This window comes from Cupriavidus taiwanensis, assembly GCF_900250075.1.
Taxonomy (GTDB): Bacteria; Pseudomonadota; Gammaproteobacteria; order Burkholderiales; family Burkholderiaceae; genus Cupriavidus; species Cupriavidus taiwanensis_C.
This window is the reverse complement of sequence record NZ_LT977070.1, coordinates 698,603-713,398: the sequence shown is the minus strand read 5'-3', so window position 1 is coordinate 713,398 and position 14,796 is coordinate 698,603. Positions and strand designations below refer to the sequence as shown.

Sequence of the window (14,796 nt, the reverse complement as noted above, 5' to 3'; positions counted from 1 at the left end):
CCATGCTGCACGCCGCGGCGCGCAGCGGCGGTCCGCATGCAGGACTGCCGGTGCTGGCGCGCAACGTCACCCATTTCATGCGGCTGCTGCGCGACGGCGGCTTTGCCTTGTCGCCGGCGCACGCGGTCGATGCACTGGCCGCGCTGCGCCTGCTCGACATCGGCCGGCGCGACGACGTGCGCGCCGCGCTGGCGGCGCTGGTGCTGTCCGGCCCCGACCAGCGGCCGCTGTTCGACGCCGCCTTCGACCTGTTCTGGCGCGACCCTGACTGGGAAGGCAAGCTGCGCGCGCTGCTGCTGCCGCGTGTCGACGCGGGCGCGCCGCCGCCGAAGCGCAGCAACCGGCTGGCCGATGCGCTGGCCGCGCGCCAGCCGGAAATGCCGTCGCGCCCGGCGCAGACCGAGGCGGAGCGCATCCACGTGCCGCTGACCTTCTCCGACCAGGAACGCCTGGCGCAGCGCGATTTCGAAACGCTGAGCGCGCAGGAATGGCGCGCGCTGCAACATCTGGTACGCACCCGCCGCACCCACCTTGCGCTGCAGCGCACGCGCCGGCTGCGCGCCGCCACCTGCGGCACGCACGCCGACCTGCGCGCCAGCGCGCGCCTGGCGGTGCGCCAGCACGGTGAGTGGCTGCGCTGGAAATTCCGCAGGCACGCCGAGCGCAAGCCGCCGCTGGTGCTGCTGCTCGACATCTCCGGCTCGATGAGCCAGTACTCGCGCGCGGTGCTGTACTTCTGCCACGCGCTGATGCAGTCGCGCGAGCGGCTGTCGGTGTTCCTGTTCGGTACGCGGCTGACCAATATCACCCGCTCGCTGCGCGAACGCGACCCCGACGAAGCCGTCGCCGTGATTACAAGCCAGGTGCGCGACTGGGCCGGCGGCACCCGCATCGGCGCCGCGCTGGCGAGCTTCAACCGCCACTGGGCGCGCCGCACGCTGTCCGGCCGCGCCACCGTGCTGCTGGTCACCGACGGGCTCGACCACGAGCATATCGACCTGCTCGGCGACGAAATGGCTCGCTTGCGCCGCTTTGCCCATCGCATCGTCTGGCTCAACCCGCTGCTGCGCTACCCTGGATTCGCGCCGCAGGCGCGCGGCGTGCAGGCGATCCTGCCGCATGTCGATGCGCTGCGCCCCGCGCACAACCTGGATAGCCTGCTGGCACTCGAATCCCTGCTGTCCGACCAGGGCGGGCCCGCGCGGGCCGGCGCCCCCAACCCGCCAAGAAAGGAAACCCCGCCATGGAAATGAACCAGAGCCAGCGCCTGCCGGTCCCGCAGCAGGTGGCATGGGAAGCGCTCAACGACACCGAGCTGCTCAAGCAATGCATCCCGGGATGTGAGAGTATCGAGCCCGACGGCGACCACGCCTACCTGCTGGCGATGACGGCCGCGGTGGGCCCGGTCAAGGCGCGCTTCAAAGGCCGCATGGCGCTGGAAGACATCCAGGCGCCCGACAGCTACACCATCCGTTTCGACGGCCAGGGTGGCGCGGCGGGCTTCGGCAAGGGCAGCGCCCGGGTGCGGCTGGAACCAGACGGCGATGAAACTGTCCTGACCTATACCGTCAACGCCCAGGTGGGGGGCAAGATCGCCCAGATCGGCTCGCGGCTGGTGGACGCCGCGGCACGCAAGATGGCTGACACCTTCTTTGCGCGCTTCACCGAGGCCGTCACCCCTGACGCCACAGACAGCACGCCAGCGGCCGAGGGCGCCCCCGCCGCAGCCGCCGGCGACAACTCCGATAACGAACCGACAGAACAAGCGAAGCGGAAACGATCATGGACAGCGTGGATCTCGAAGTCCTGAAGAACAGCGTGCAGTGGCAGCAGCAAGGCCACCGCGTGCTGCTGGTGACGGTAGTGCGGACCTGGGGATCGTCGCCCCGGCCCGAGGGTGCGATGCTGGCCGTGCGCGACGACGGCCTGGTGGTCGGTTCGGTCTCGGGCGGCTGCATCGAGGACGACATCATCGACCGCGTGCGCCGCCAAGGCATCACCTCGGACCGGCCCGAAGCGATCAAGTACGGCATCAGCGCCGAGGAAGCGCACCGCTTTGGCCTGCCGTGCGGCGGCACCATCGAGCTGGTCGCCGAGCCGCTCAAGCCGGCCAGCGGCATTGCCGAACTGCTCGATGCCGTGGAGAACGGCCGGCTGGTCGCGCGCACGCTGGACATGGCCACGGGCGTGGCCACGCTGGGCCCGGCCAATGCCACCGACGGGCTGGCGTTCGACGGCAAGACCCTGCTCACCATCCACGGCCCGCGCTACCGCATGCTGGTGATCGGCGCCGGGCAGCTGTCCAAGTACCTGTGCCAGATCGCGGTCGGCCTGGGCTTCCAGGTCACCGTGTGCGACCCGCGCGAGGAATACACCGAGACCTGGGACATCCCCGGCGTCACCATGGTACGCACCATGCCGGACGACACCGTCACCGACATGAAGCTGGACGAGCGCTGCGCCGTGATCGCGCTGACGCACGACCCCAAGCTGGACGACCTGGCGCTGATGGAAGCGCTGCGCACCCGCGCCTTCTATGTGGGTGCGCTGGGGTCGCGCCGCAACAACCAGGCGCGCCGCGAACGGCTCAAGGAGTTCGACCTGACCGAGCTGCAGCTGGCACGGCTGCACGGCCCGGTGGGCATCTATATCGGCAGCCGCACGCCGCCGGAGATCGCGATCTCGATCCTGGCCGAGGTGATCGCGGCCAAGAACCACGTCTCGCTGCCCGACATCCTGCAGGTGGAAGGCGCCAAGGCCGCGCGCGAAATGGCTGCCAGCTCCGGCAGCAGCTGCGACGTGGCGCCCGATCCTGCCTGACGACCCCGCGAGTGCCGCCATGACCGCCGCCCCCAACGCTCCCCTGCTCCGCACCGACCTGCCCACCGGCATCCTGCTGGCCGCGGGCTTCGGCCGCCGCTTCGATGCCGCCGGCCAGCGCAACAAGCTGCTGGAGCTGCTGCCCGGCGGACGCTCCGTCGCCTGGCGCAGCGCCCGCACGCTGGCAGCGGCGCTGCCCGAATCGATTGCCGTGATCCGCCCCGGCAACCCGGCGCTGGCGGAAGAACTGCGCCGCGGCGGCTGCCGGGTGCTGGAAGCGCCCGAGGCCGAAGCCGGCATGGGCGCGGCGCTGCGTGCCGCCGTGGCGGCAACGCCCGAAGCGCGCGGCTGGGTCGTGGCGCTGGCCGACATGCCTTGGCTGCCGATGGAACTGATCCGCGCGGTGGCGCTGACCATCACCACACCCGACACCATCGCCGCGCCGTGGCGCAACGGCCAGCGGGGCCATCCAGTGGGCTTTGGCGCGGCCTGGCGCGAGGCCCTCCTGGCGCTGGACGGCGACGAAGGCGCGCGCGCGCTGCTGAAGGACAAGCCGGTGACGCGGATCCTGACCGAGGACGAGGGCGCGTTCCGGGATATCGATACGCCGGCGGATCTGCGCTGAGACGGAAGCAAGCCGGCTCAGCCGCCGCCCTGCTGCGCTTCGGCCAGTTCGCTGGTCTTCACCGCCATGATGAAATCATTGCGGTGCAGGCCCTTGATCTTCTTCGTGCGCCAAGACACCGTCGCATGTCCCCAGCCGAAGCTGATCTCGGGATGATGCCCCTGCGCCTCGGCCAGCTGGCCGACGCCGGTCACGAAGGCCAGCGCCTGCGCGAAATTGCCGAAGCTGAAACGCCGCTCGAGCCGCGTCGCGCCATCGGCCAGTTCCCAGCCTGGCGCCTGCTGCAGCAGGGCCTCGGCCTCGTCGGGCGTCAGCGGCGGCACGCCGCCGCGGCAAGGCGTGCACGATTGCGCAGCCAGGTTTTCTTCGCTCATGGTCTTGCTCCCCGACCGGAACGCGCCGACTCTATGCGCCTTCGGTCTCGGTCAATGCGCGCAGGTATTCACGGCTCCACCAGTGCACATCCTGCGCGCGGATGCGCTCCAGCAGTTTCTGGTGGCGCTGCTGGCGCTCGGCCAGCGGCATGTGCAGCGCCTGCTGGATCGCCTGCGCGGTGGCGCGCGTGTCATAGGGATTGACCAGCAGCGCCTCGCGCAGCTGCTCGGCGGCGCCGGCAAAGCGCGACAGCACCAGCACGCCCGGATCCTCGGGATCCTGGGCCGCGATGAATTCCTTGGCCACCAGGTTCATGCCGTCGCGCAGCGGCGTCACCAGCGCCACGCGGCTGGCGCGGCACAAGCCGGGCAGCCGCTTGCGCGCGGTCGTGCGGTGGATATAGCGCACCGGCATCCAGTCCAGCTCGCCGAATTCGCCGTTGATCGAGCCGCTCAGCTGTTCCATCTCGCGGCGCAGGTCGACATAGGCGTCGACCGATTCGCGCGAAGGCGCGGCAATCTGCACCAGCGTCGCGCTCGAGCGGTTCTCGGGATACTCGGCCAGCAGCCGGTAGAACGCCTTGAGCCGCTGCGGCAGGCCCTTGGAATAGTCGAGCCGGTCGATACCCAGCAGCAGCCGCCGGCGCGCATATTGCGCGCACATCATCTCGTAGGTTTCCTGCGCTTCCTCGCCGCGCCCCAGTTCCATGAACTCGTCGACGTCGATGCCGATCGGGAACGCCTGCGCCCGCACCGTGCGGTGGAAGGCGCGGTAGCGATGCTCGCCCATCGGCTCGGCCTGCGCTTCGGCCTGCACGTAGCGCGAGAAATGCTCGACGTCGGCATGGCTCTGGAAGCCGAGCAGGTCGTAGGCAAACAGCGCGCGCATCAGCCACTCGTGCTGCGGGATCGCGGCAAGGATCAGCGGCGGCGGCAGCGGCACGTGCAGGAAGAAGCCGATCTTCTGCCCGCAGCCGATCGCCCGCAGTTCCGACGCCAGCGGGATCAGGTGGTAGTCATGGATCCAGATGATGTCGTCGGGCTGCAGCAGCGGCGCCAGCTTGCGCGCGAACAGCTGGTTCACGCGCCGGTAGCCGTTGAGGAAGTTGGAATCGAAATCGGCCAGGTCGAGCCGGTAGTGGAACACCGGCCACAGCACGCCGTTGCTGTAGCCCAGGTAGTAGGCGTCGTGGTCCTCGCGGCTCAGGTCGACGGTGGCCAGCGTGACGTTGCCGGCCTGCTGCAGGTGCAGGTCGCCTTCGCCGGGGGTGCCACCCTGGGCGGTTTCCAGCGCCTTGCCGCTCCAGCCGAACCACAGGCCGCCGGTTTGCCGCAGGGCCTCGGACAGCGCGACGGCCAGGCCGCCCGCGGCGACGTTGCGGGGATCTGCGACCCGGTTGGATACCGCTACAAGTCTTGGCATAGATGTTTTTCTTCAGTTCCTTGTTCTTGGTGCCGGCACTGCATGCCGTGCGCGGATGCCGCCCCCCCACTCGTTCATCGCCGCTCAGATCACCGTATCCCACGGCGCCGACAGCCGCATGGCGCCATTGATCAGCCCGACCATCGAATAGGTCTGCGGGAAATTGCCCCACATCTCGCCGGTCACCGGATGGGTATCCTCGGACAGCAGTCCGAGCGGGTTGCGCGCGGCCAGCATGGCCTCGAAGATTTCGCGCGCCTGGTCGCGGCGGCCGATGCGAGCCAGCGCGTCGATGCGCCAGAAGGTGCAGATATTGAAGGCGGTCTCGGGCTTGCCGAAATCGTCCGGGGCCTCGTAGCGGCGCATGTAGGGGCCATCGCACAGCGAGGTCTCAAGCGCCTTGACGGTGGCGATGAAGCGCGGGTCGCGCGGGTCGATGAAGTTGACCTCGGCCATCAGCAGCACGCTGGCGTCAAGCTCGCGCCCGCCGAAGCTTTCGGCGAAGGCCTGGCGCGATTCGCTCCACGACTCGGCCAGGATGCGTTCCTTCATGCGATCGGCGTGGCCGTGCCAGTAGGCGGCGCGCTCGGGCAGCACCAGTTTTTCGGCCACCTTGGCGAGCCGGTCGCAGGCGGCCCAGCTCATCAGCGCCGACGAGGTATGCACGCGCGCCCGCGTGCGCAGCTCCCACATGCCGGCGTCGGGCGTGCCGAATACCCGCACCGCCTGCTCGCCCACCGCTTCGAGGCGGCCGAACTCGGCCGCGCCGCCGCGATGCAGCAGCCGGTGGTCATGGAAGGCCTGCGCCGCGCCCAGCACCACATTGCCATAGACGTCGTGCTGGAAGTGCTCCTGCGCCTGGTTGCCTACCCGCACCGGCCCCATGCCGCGGTAGCCGGGCAGGTGGTCGAGCATGCTCTCGGGCAGTTCGCGCTCCAGGCCGATGCCGTACAGCGGCTGGATATGGCCGTCCTGCGACTGCATCACCACGTTGGAGAGCCAGCGCAGGTAGTCCTCCATGGTGCCGACCTCGGACAGGCTGTTGAGCGCGCGCACCACGAAGAAGGCATCGCGCAGCCAGCAGAAGCGGTAGTCCCAGTTGCGGCCGCTGCCCGGCGCTTCCGGAATGCTGGTGGTCATGGCCGCGACGATGGCGCCGGTCTCTTCGTACAGCGACATCTTCAGCGTGATCGCGGCGCGAATCACCGCGTCCTGCCATTCGCGCGGCACCGCCAGCCGGCGGCTCCACAGCCGCCAGTAGGCGGTGGTTTCCTGCTCGAAATCGCGCGCCGTCTCTTCCACGCCGTGCGCCAGGGTCTCGTCCGGGCCCAGGATGAAGTTATGCCCGCGCGTGACCAGGAACGGCGTATGCGACAGCACGTAGGCAAGCGGCGCGTCGGTGGTCATGCGCAGGGTCATGTCGTCGCCGATGTAGCGCACGTGGCTGCTGCCGCGCGTGATCTGCGGCGCCTTGCGGCCCCATTCGAAGCGCGGCGCCACCACCACGCGCACGCGCGGCGCGCCGCGCACCGGGCGGATGCGGCGAATCAGCGTGGTCGGCCGGAAATAGCGCCCCAGCCGGAAAAAGCGCGGGGCGAAGTCGGTGATCTCCAGGCAGTTGCCGTGGATGTCCGTCAGCCGCGTGCGCAGCACCGCGGTATTGGGCTCATACCACTGCCGCGACGAATGGAAGTCCTCGATCTCGATCGAGAAATGGCCGGCGTTCTCGCTCGGGTCCAGCAGGGCATTGAACACCGGGTCGCCGTCGAAGCGCGGCAGGCAGGACCAGACGATGCGGCCGCGGCAATCGACCAGCGCCGAGATGGCGCAGTTGCCGATCATGCCAAGCGACAGCGACGGATTGGCGAAGCGGGTGCCGCCGTCCACGGTGCGGTTAACGCCTTCGGTCGGCGGCTTGCCCAGCTCCGCCGGGCTGCTCGGGTTGGTCACGGCGGGTTCTCCCTTACGATGTCGTTGAGCCCCGGCCCGGGCCCGGCCCGGCCTCGTTGGGCACGGCGCGCGGTGCGCCGGCACTGGCCGATGACGCCAGCGCATGCGCCGAGCGGTGCAGCCAGCTGCGCAGCGCTGCCGGGCCTGGCACGCTCACCGCGGCGACGGTCTCGCGCTGGCCCACCAGCACGCCCAGGCCGCCCAGCTTGCGCACCGCGGCGAAGCCGGGTTCGTCGGTCATGTCGTCGCCGGCAAACAGCGGCACGCGCTGGGCAAAGGGCGGGGCCTTCATGAAGGCCGCGATGGCATCGCCCTTGTCGACGCCGGCCGGCTTGATCTCGACCACCATCTTGCCCGGCAGCGCTTCCAGGCCGACGGCATGGCGCAATACGTCAGTGACCGCGGCATCGACGATGCCGGCCAGCTCGGGCGCCTGCCGGTAGTGGATCGCGACCGCGACCGACTTGCGCTCCAGCCGCAGCGCCGGGTAGGCGCGCACCAGCGCTTCCAGGTGGGGGATCAGCGGTTCGAGCCCGGGGGCGTCGGTCTTGGACACCATGCCGCCGTCGGTGCGGAATTCGGCGCCGTGGATGCCGGCCGCGGGCAATTGCAGGGGCTGCAGGAAGTGGTCGAGTTCGATGATCGGCCGCCCGGAGATGACGGCCAGCGCGCCGTCCAGCCGCTGGTACAGCGTGCGCAGCGTGCCGACCAGTTCTGGTTCGACCTGCACCAGTTCGGGCCGCGGGGCCAGGTCGGCCAGCGTGCCGTCGAAGTCGAGAAACAGGGCGGTATTGGGTTCGATTAGCGGTAGCTGTGGCATCGCGTTAAACCGTAACACGTCGTTTTGCCCGGCGTCCACCGGGCGCCGTCCTACATGGCGCAAGCGCAACCCGGGGCCGATGCAAGTCCCGGCGGCGGCCTGGCGGGCCGCCTGAACCCGGCGCAGAGTGAATGCCGATCCACTCCGCCGTCACGGCGCTCGCGTCGCGGCCCTGCCGCCAGGCGGCGACTGCGCCGCCCCGGCCGGGTGCGGCAAGCCGGCATCCTTTATCATTGACGGTTTCCGCCAGAATTTCCCGGCTTTTTTGCGCGTCAATGGCGCGCGCCGGCCAGCCCCGAGACCATGACCCGCCAGTCCGCCGCCCGACCCGATTACCTGAAGAAGATCCTGACCGCCAAGGTCTATGACGTGGCGCAGGAGACCGAACTGACCTACGCGCACCAGCTGTCGGCCCGCACCGGCAACTCGGTCTGGTTCAAGCGCGAGGATACCCAGCCGGTCTTCTCCTTCAAGCTGCGCGGCGCGTACAACAAGATGGCGTCGCTGTCGCCGGAAGAGCTCAAGCGCGGCGTGATCGCCGCATCGGCCGGCAACCACGCGCAGGGCGTGGCGCTGGCCGCGGCCCGGCTGCAATGCAAGGCCATCATCGCCATGCCGGTGACCACGCCGCAGGTGAAGATCGACGCCGTGCGCGAGCGCGGCGGCCAGTGGGTCGAGATCGTGCTGCACGGCGAGTCCTACAGCGACGCCTACAACCACGCCGCGGTGCTGGAGAAGAAGCACAAGCTGACCTTCATCCACCCGTTCGACGACCCCGAGGTGATCGCCGGCCAGGGCACCATCGCCATGGAAATCCTGCGCCAGCACCCGGGCCCGATCCATGCCGTGTTCGTCGCCATCGGCGGCGGCGGGCTGATCTCCGGCGTCGCCGCGTACATCAAGGCGGTGCGCCCCGAGATCAAGGTCATCGGCGTGCAGACGGTCGATTCTGACGCGATGAAGCGCTCGGTCGATGCCGGCAAGCGCATCGAACTGAAGGAAGTGGGCCTGTTCTCGGACGGCACCGCGGTGAAGCTGGTCGGCAAGGAGACTTTCCGCGTCACGCGCGAACTGGTCGACGACATCATCCTGTGCGATACCGACGCGATCTGCGCGGGCGTGAAGGACGTGTTCCAGGACACCCGCAGCATCCTCGAGCCGGCCGGCGCGCTGGCGGTGGCGGGCCTGAAGGCGTACGCCGAGCGCGAGAAGCTCAAGGGCCAGCATCTGGTGGCGATCGCCTGCGGCGCCAACATGAACTTCGACCGCCTGCGCTTCGTCGCCGAACGCGCGGAGGTGGGCGAGGCCCGCGAAGGCGTGTTCGCCGTGACCATCCCGGAAGAGCGCGGCAGCTTCAAGCGCTTCTGCGAGCTGGTGGGCACGCGCAACGTGACCGAGTTCAACTACCGCATCGCCGACACCAGCATGGCCCATATCTTCGTCGGCGTGCAGATCGCCAGCCGCGCCGAGAACGACAAGATCGCCGCCAGCTTCCGCAAGCATGGCTTCGACACGCTCGATCTGTCCAATGACGAACTCGCCAAGCAGCATATCCGCTACATGGTGGGCGGGCGCTCGGCGCTGGCGCATGACGAACTGCTGTATCGCTTCGAGTTCCCGGAGCGCCCGGGCGCGCTGATGAAGTTCCTGTCGAGCATGAGCCCGAACTGGAACATCAGCCTGTTCCACTACCGCAACCAGGGCGCCGACACCTCCAACATCCTGGTCGGCATCCAGGTCCCCAAGAACGAGAAGCGCGCCTTCCGCGCCTTCCTTTCGACGCTGGGTTACGTACACTGGGACGAGACCGACAACCCGGTGTACAAGCTGTTCCTGTCCTGATCCCGCCGAGCGCCCCATGAGCCTTCCCGAACACTCGCCGCTGGGCAAGCCCTCGGCCTACAAGACCGAGTACGACGCCACCCTGCTGTTCCCGATCCCGCGCCAGCCCAAGCGCACCGAGATCGGCCTGCCCGAGGGCAGGCCGGTGCCGTTCTTCGGCGTCGACATCTGGAACGCGTACGAGCTGTCGTGGCTGAACCTGAAGGGCAAGCCGCAGGTGGCGCTGGCCACCTTCATCATCCCGTCGGACACGCCCAACATCATCGAGTCCAAGTCGTTCAAGCTCTACCTGAACTCGTTCAACCAGACCCGGATTGCCTCGCCCGAAGCGCTGCAGCAGCTGCTGCACCACGACCTGTCCGAAGCCACCGGCGGCACCGTGCAGGTGCGGCTGGTGACCGAAGCCGACCTCGGCACGCAGAAGATGGGCGAACTCGACGGCCTGCTGCTCGACCGCCTCGACATCGAGGTGGACCGCTACGAGCCCGCGCCGGAGCTGCTCAGCGCCGACCAGGAAGAAACGCCGGTGGAAGAAACGCTGGTGTCGCAACTGCTCAAGTCCAACTGCCTGGTGACCGGCCAGCCGGACTGGGGCAGCGTGCAGATCCGCTACGTGGGCGCGCCGATCAACCAGGAAGGCCTGCTCAAGTACCTGATCTCGTTCCGCAACCACAACGAGTTCCACGAGCAATGCGTCGAGCGCATCTTCATGGACGTGATGCGCCAGTGCAAGCCGGTCAAGCTGGCGGTGTATGCGCGCTATACGCGCCGTGGGGGCCTGGACATCAATCCGTTCCGCACCAACTTCAATACGGCGTGGCCGGATAACAAGAGGAATGCGCGGCAGTAGGCCGGCGTTGCCTCTTCGGTAATTCGCGACGGCAGGTTCTCTACCGCGCCGGTTTTCTCCCCTCTCCCGCGCGCGCAAGACGGTACCGTCTTGCGCCACGTGCGGCGGCAACGTTGCTTGCCGACCGCCCCAAATCCCCCCAAAAAGCACATTGCCGCTGCGGACGGCCTGGCGCGGGTCCAAGTTGTAACCGTCCTTGAATTAATTAACGCAAAAATTAATATTAGCTGAACACCCCTTTCCGCCGAGCCAGCCGCCATGCCCCGCAAACCCGCCCCTCCCAAGCCCCCCAGGCGCAGCCCGGGCCGCCCGGCGGGCCAGCCCGGCCAGCGCGAGCGCATCCTCGATGCCGCCACCGAACTGTTCTCGCGGCAGGGCGTGCCCGGCACGCCGGTCAAGGCCATCGCGGCGCTGGCCGGCGTTACCCCGGCACTGGTGCACTACTACTTCGGCGACCGCGACCTGCTGCTCGACGCCGTGATCGAAGAGAAAGTGCAGCCGCTGGTGGCCCGCTTCTTTGCCGGCGGCCACCCCGACGACGAGCCGCTGGCGATGCTGGTCGGCATCGCCACCCGGCTGATCCGCGGCGTCGCGGATGCCCCCTGGTTTCCGGGCTTGTGGATCCGCGAAGTGGCCAGCGACGACGGCGCGCTGCGCGAGCGCGTGCTCAAGCGCTTTGCGCTCGAACGTGCCGGCGCGCTGATGGCGCCGCTGGCGGCAGCGATTGCGCGCGGCCAGCTCAACCCCGGCCTGGAACCGGCGCTGGTGGTGCCGTCGCTGGTCGGGCTGACGCTGCTGCCGCTGGCCACCACGCATATCTGGCGCCGGCTGCCCGGCGCGGAAGCGGTCGATACCGACGCGCTGGTGCGCCATGTCACGGCGCTGCTGACGCATGGGCTGTCCGCGGCGCCGGCAACGGCGCAGCCGAAGACGCTTGCAGACGCCGCCAAACGGAAGGGCCGCACGGCCCGGCATTCTCCGGAGTCCGCATGAACCACGCTGCTTCCATCCATCGTCCGCGCCTGCGCACAGCGCTGCGCGCCACTGCCCTGCTCGGCGCCGCGCTGCTTGCCGCCGCTTGCGGCAACGCGCGCACCGATAGCTGGCAGGGCTACGTCGAAGGCGAATTCGTCAGCGTCGCCTCGCCCTTCGCCGGGCGCCTCGACACGCTCTCGGTGCAGCGCGGCCAGCAGGTCGCGCAGGGCGCGGCGCTGTTCGCGCTCGAAGCCGACGACGAGCGCGCCGCACGCCAGCAGGCCGAAGACCAGCTGCGCGCGGCCGAAGCCACGCTGCAGGACCTGAAGACCGGCAAGCGCCCGCTCGAAGTCGAGGTCAACCGGGCCCAGCTGGCCCAGGCCCAGGCCCAGGCCGAGCGCAGCGCCGCGGCCTTGCGTCGCGACCAGCGCCAGTACGAGATCGGCGGCATCGCCCAGGCGCAGCTCGACGAATCGCGTGCGCAGGCCGGCAGCGACGCCGCGCGCGTGCGCGAGCTGCGGCGCGATATCGACGTGGCGCGCCTGCCGGGACGCGAGGCGCAGCAGGCGGCGCAGGCCGCGCAGGTGGCGGCCGCGCGCGCCGCGCTGGCGCAGGCACAGTGGAAGCTGTCGCGCAAGACCGTGGCCGCCACCCAAGCCGGGCTGGTCTACGACGTGCCCTACCGACTGGGCGAATGGGTGCCGGCGGGCAGCCCGGTGGTGCGCATGCTGCCGCCGGGCAACGTCAAGGTGCGCTTCTACGTGCCGGAAACGGTGGTGGGCGCGCTGCGCAACGGACAGGCGCTGCAGGTGCGCTGCGACGGCTGCGCCGCGCCGGTGGCCGCCACCATCAGCTATGTCGCCAACGAGGCCGAGTACACGCCGCCGGTGATCTACAGCAACGAGACCCGGCGCAAGCTGGTGTTCCTGGTCGAGGCGCGCCCGTCGGCCGCCGACGCGCCCAAGCTGCGGCCGGGCCAGCCTGTCGAAGTGGTGCGGCAATGAACACCAGCGCGAACGGCAACGGCCTCGCCATCGACGTGCGCGGGCTGAACAAGCACTTCGGCGACAAGCATGTCGTCAACGACCTCAGCATGCAGGTCGCGCGCGGCGAGATCTTCGGCTTCCTCGGCCCCAACGGCAGCGGCAAGACCACCTCGATCCGCATGATGTGCGGACTGCTGACGCCGGACTCCGGCGCGGGCACCTGCCTGGGCTACGACATCCTGACCGAGTCCGACGAGATCAAGCGCCGCGTCGGCTACATGACGCAGAAGTTCTCCTACTGGGACGACCTGTCGATCCGCGAGAACCTGGACTTCGTCGCGCGCGTGTACGGCATGCCCAACCGGCGCGAGGCCGTGGAGCGCGCGCTCGAGGACCTGGGCCTGGCCACGCGCTCGGCGCAGCTGGCCGGCGCGCTGTCGGGCGGCTGGAAGCAGCGCCTGGCGCTGGCGGCCTGCCTGCTGCACGAGCCCGAGCTGCTGCTGCTCGACGAACCCACCGCCGGCGTCGATCCCAAGGCGCGGCGCGACTTCTGGGAGCAGCTGCACCGGCTGGCCGCGCGCGGCATCTCGGTGCTGGTCAGCACGCACTACATGGATGAGGCCGAGCGCTGCCACAAACTGGCCTATATCGCCTACGGCAGGCTGCTGGCGCACGGCACTGCCGATGAAGTGGTGGCAAGCCAGCAGCTGTCGACCTGGAGCGTGGAAGGCGACGATCTCGCGGCGCTGTCGGCGCAGCTGCAGGGCGCGCCGGGCGTGGAGCAGACCGTGGCGTTCGGCACCGCGCTGCACGTGACCGGGCGCGATGCGCAGGCGCTGGGCGACACCCTGGCGCGACTGGCCGGGCCGGGCCGGCGCGTCGAGCAGGCCCAGACCAGCCTGGAAGACGTGTTCATCCACATGATGAGCGGCGCCGAGGACAACATGGCGCGCAAGAAAAAGGAGGCGTCATGACGCCGGCCACTTCTTCAACGCCGTCACGCTTCTCGCTGCAACGCTGGTGGAGCATCGTGCTGAAGGAATTCCTGCAGCTGCGGCGCGACCGCGTCACCTTCGGCATGATCGTCGGCCTGCCGATCATGCAGCTGCTGCTGTTCGGCTTTGCCATCAACACCGACCCGCGCCAGCTGCCGACCGCGGTGATCGCCGCCGACCAGAGCGAGTTCACGCGCTCGTTCATCGCCAGCATGGAACAGTCGACCTACTTCAAGCTGGTCGGCACGCTGCCCGACGAGCGCGCCGGGCGCGAAGCGCTGATGAAAGGCGAGGTGCAGTTCGTGCTGACCATCCCGCCCGACTTCACGCGCCGGCTGCTGCGCGGCGAACGGCCCGCGCTGCTGGTCGAGGCCGACGCCACCGACCCTTCCGCCACCGGCCAGGCCATCGCCGCGCTGCCGCAACTGCCCTACAGCGTGGCCACGCATGACCTGAAGGGCTCGCTGGCGCCGCTGGCTGGCGGCAGGCCGCCTTTCGAGGTGCAGGTGCAGCGGCTCTACAATCCGGAAGGCATCACCCAGTACAACATCGTCCCTGGCCTGATGGGCGTGATCCTGACGATGACGATGGTGATGATGACCGGCCTGGCAATGACGCGCGAACGCGAGCGCGGCACCATGGAGAACCTGCTGGCCACGCCGGTGCGGCCGCTCGAGGTGATGACCGGCAAGATCGTGCCCTATATCTTCATCGGCCTGATCCAGTCGACCATCGTGCTGCTGGCCGCGCGCTGGATCTTCAGCGTGCCGTTCGTCGGCTCGGTGCTGGCGGTATACCTGGCGGCGCTGCTGTTCATCGCGGCCAACCTGACGGTAGGCATCACGCTGTCGTCGCTGGCGCAGAACCAGCTGCAGGCAATGCAGCTGACCTTCTTCTACTTCCTGCCCAACATCCTGCTGTCCGGCTTCATGTTCCCGTTTGCCGGCATGCCGGGCTGGGCGCAGGCGATCGGCAACATCCTGCCGATGACCTATTTCCACCGCATGGTGCGCGGCATCCTGCTCAAGGGCAACGGCTGGTTCGAGCTGTGGCCCAATCTGTGGCCGATGGCGGTGTTTATCGTGGTGGTGATGGCGATCGCGGTGCGCTTCTACCGGCGCACGCTCGATTGAAGG

The 14,796-nt window shown here is 69.1% G+C and carries 14 protein-coding genes; 10 read left to right on the top strand and 4 right to left on the bottom strand.

All coding sequences use genetic code 11. From position 1 onward, the window contains the following. Positions 1-2 precede the first annotated feature (2 nt). From CBM2588_RS03355 to CBM2588_RS03340, 4 genes are read left to right on the top strand one after another with little or no spacing between them, the layout of a single operon-like run. Positions 3-1,253 carry a vWA domain-containing protein gene (locus CBM2588_RS03355; protein ID WP_115679347.1) on the top strand — a complete coding sequence of 417 codons (1,251 nt, stop codon included), beginning with the start codon at positions 3-5 and terminating at the stop codon, positions 1,251-1,253. Beyond that, the gene (locus CBM2588_RS03350; protein ID WP_018008751.1) at positions 1,244-1,810 is read left to right on the top strand and encodes a CoxG family protein; all 567 of its coding nucleotides are present in this window, start codon (positions 1,244-1,246) and stop codon (positions 1,808-1,810) included. The genes CBM2588_RS03355 and CBM2588_RS03350 overlap by 10 nt, the downstream gene beginning before the upstream one ends. Then, the gene (locus tag CBM2588_RS03345; protein ID WP_115679346.1) at positions 1,783-2,820 is read left to right on the top strand and encodes an XdhC family protein; all 1,038 of its coding nucleotides are present in this window, start codon (positions 1,783-1,785) and stop codon (positions 2,818-2,820) included. Before CBM2588_RS03350 ends, CBM2588_RS03345 begins: the two co-directional genes overlap by 28 nt. Positions 2,821-2,839: 19 nt before the next feature. Then, the gene (locus CBM2588_RS03340; RefSeq protein WP_115679345.1) at positions 2,840-3,445 is read left to right on the top strand and encodes a nucleotidyltransferase family protein; all 606 of its coding nucleotides are present in this window, start codon (positions 2,840-2,842) and stop codon (positions 3,443-3,445) included. A gap of 17 nt (positions 3,446-3,462) precedes the next feature. On the opposite strand, the gene CBM2588_RS03335 is transcribed toward CBM2588_RS03340, so the two are convergent. The 4 genes from CBM2588_RS03335 to otsB all read right to left on the bottom strand — a co-directional run bounded on the left by CBM2588_RS03335 (position 3,463) and on the right by otsB (position 8,012). After that, positions 3,463-3,819, bottom strand: a complete 357-nt coding sequence (locus CBM2588_RS03335; protein WP_115679344.1) for a 4a-hydroxytetrahydrobiopterin dehydratase — start codon at positions 3,817-3,819, stop codon at positions 3,463-3,465. A 31-nt stretch (positions 3,820-3,850) separates the two neighbouring features. Beyond that, the gene (gene otsA / locus CBM2588_RS03330; protein ID WP_018008747.1) at positions 3,851-5,242 is read right to left on the bottom strand and encodes an alpha,alpha-trehalose-phosphate synthase (UDP-forming); all 1,392 of its coding nucleotides are present in this window, start codon (positions 5,240-5,242) and stop codon (positions 3,851-3,853) included. A gap of 84 nt (positions 5,243-5,326) precedes the next feature. Further along, the gene (locus CBM2588_RS03325) at positions 5,327-7,192 is read right to left on the bottom strand and encodes a glycoside hydrolase family 15 protein (protein ID WP_115679343.1); all 1,866 of its coding nucleotides are present in this window, start codon (positions 7,190-7,192) and stop codon (positions 5,327-5,329) included. 13 nt (positions 7,193-7,205) lie between these two features. Then, the gene (gene otsB, locus CBM2588_RS03320; protein WP_115679342.1) at positions 7,206-8,012 is read right to left on the bottom strand and encodes a trehalose-phosphatase; all 807 of its coding nucleotides are present in this window, start codon (positions 8,010-8,012) and stop codon (positions 7,206-7,208) included. 303 nt (positions 8,013-8,315) lie between these two features. Here otsB and ilvA point away from each other — a divergent pair, with 303 nt between their 5' ends. From ilvA to CBM2588_RS03290, 6 genes are all read left to right on the top strand, one after another. Next, positions 8,316-9,854 carry a threonine ammonia-lyase, biosynthetic gene (gene ilvA, locus CBM2588_RS03315; protein ID WP_115679341.1) on the top strand — a complete coding sequence of 513 codons (1,539 nt, stop codon included), beginning with the start codon at positions 8,316-8,318 and terminating at the stop codon, positions 9,852-9,854. Between the two features lie 16 nt (positions 9,855-9,870). Then, complete coding sequence (queF, locus tag CBM2588_RS03310; RefSeq protein WP_115679340.1) at positions 9,871-10,704, top strand: NADPH-dependent 7-cyano-7-deazaguanine reductase QueF; 834 nt, start codon at positions 9,871-9,873, stop codon at positions 10,702-10,704. A gap of 258 nt (positions 10,705-10,962) precedes the next feature. Continuing rightward, positions 10,963-11,697, top strand: coding sequence for a TetR/AcrR family transcriptional regulator (locus tag CBM2588_RS03305; protein WP_115679339.1), 735 nt, complete (start codon positions 10,963-10,965; stop codon positions 11,695-11,697). Then, positions 11,694-12,683, top strand: coding sequence for an HlyD family secretion protein (locus CBM2588_RS03300; RefSeq protein ID WP_115679338.1), 990 nt, complete (start codon positions 11,694-11,696; stop codon positions 12,681-12,683). The genes CBM2588_RS03305 and CBM2588_RS03300 overlap by 4 nt, the downstream gene beginning before the upstream one ends. Then, positions 12,680-13,639 (top strand): ABC transporter ATP-binding protein, encoded by a 960-nt coding sequence (locus CBM2588_RS03295; protein ID WP_115679337.1) that lies wholly within the window; start codon positions 12,680-12,682, stop codon positions 13,637-13,639. Before CBM2588_RS03300 ends, CBM2588_RS03295 begins: the two co-directional genes overlap by 4 nt. Continuing rightward, a complete protein-coding gene (locus CBM2588_RS03290; protein WP_115679336.1) occupies positions 13,636-14,793 on the top strand; it encodes an ABC transporter permease in 1,158 nt (385 codons plus the stop codon). The genes CBM2588_RS03295 and CBM2588_RS03290 overlap by 4 nt, the downstream gene beginning before the upstream one ends. The last annotated feature ends 3 nt before the right edge of the window (positions 14,794-14,796 follow it).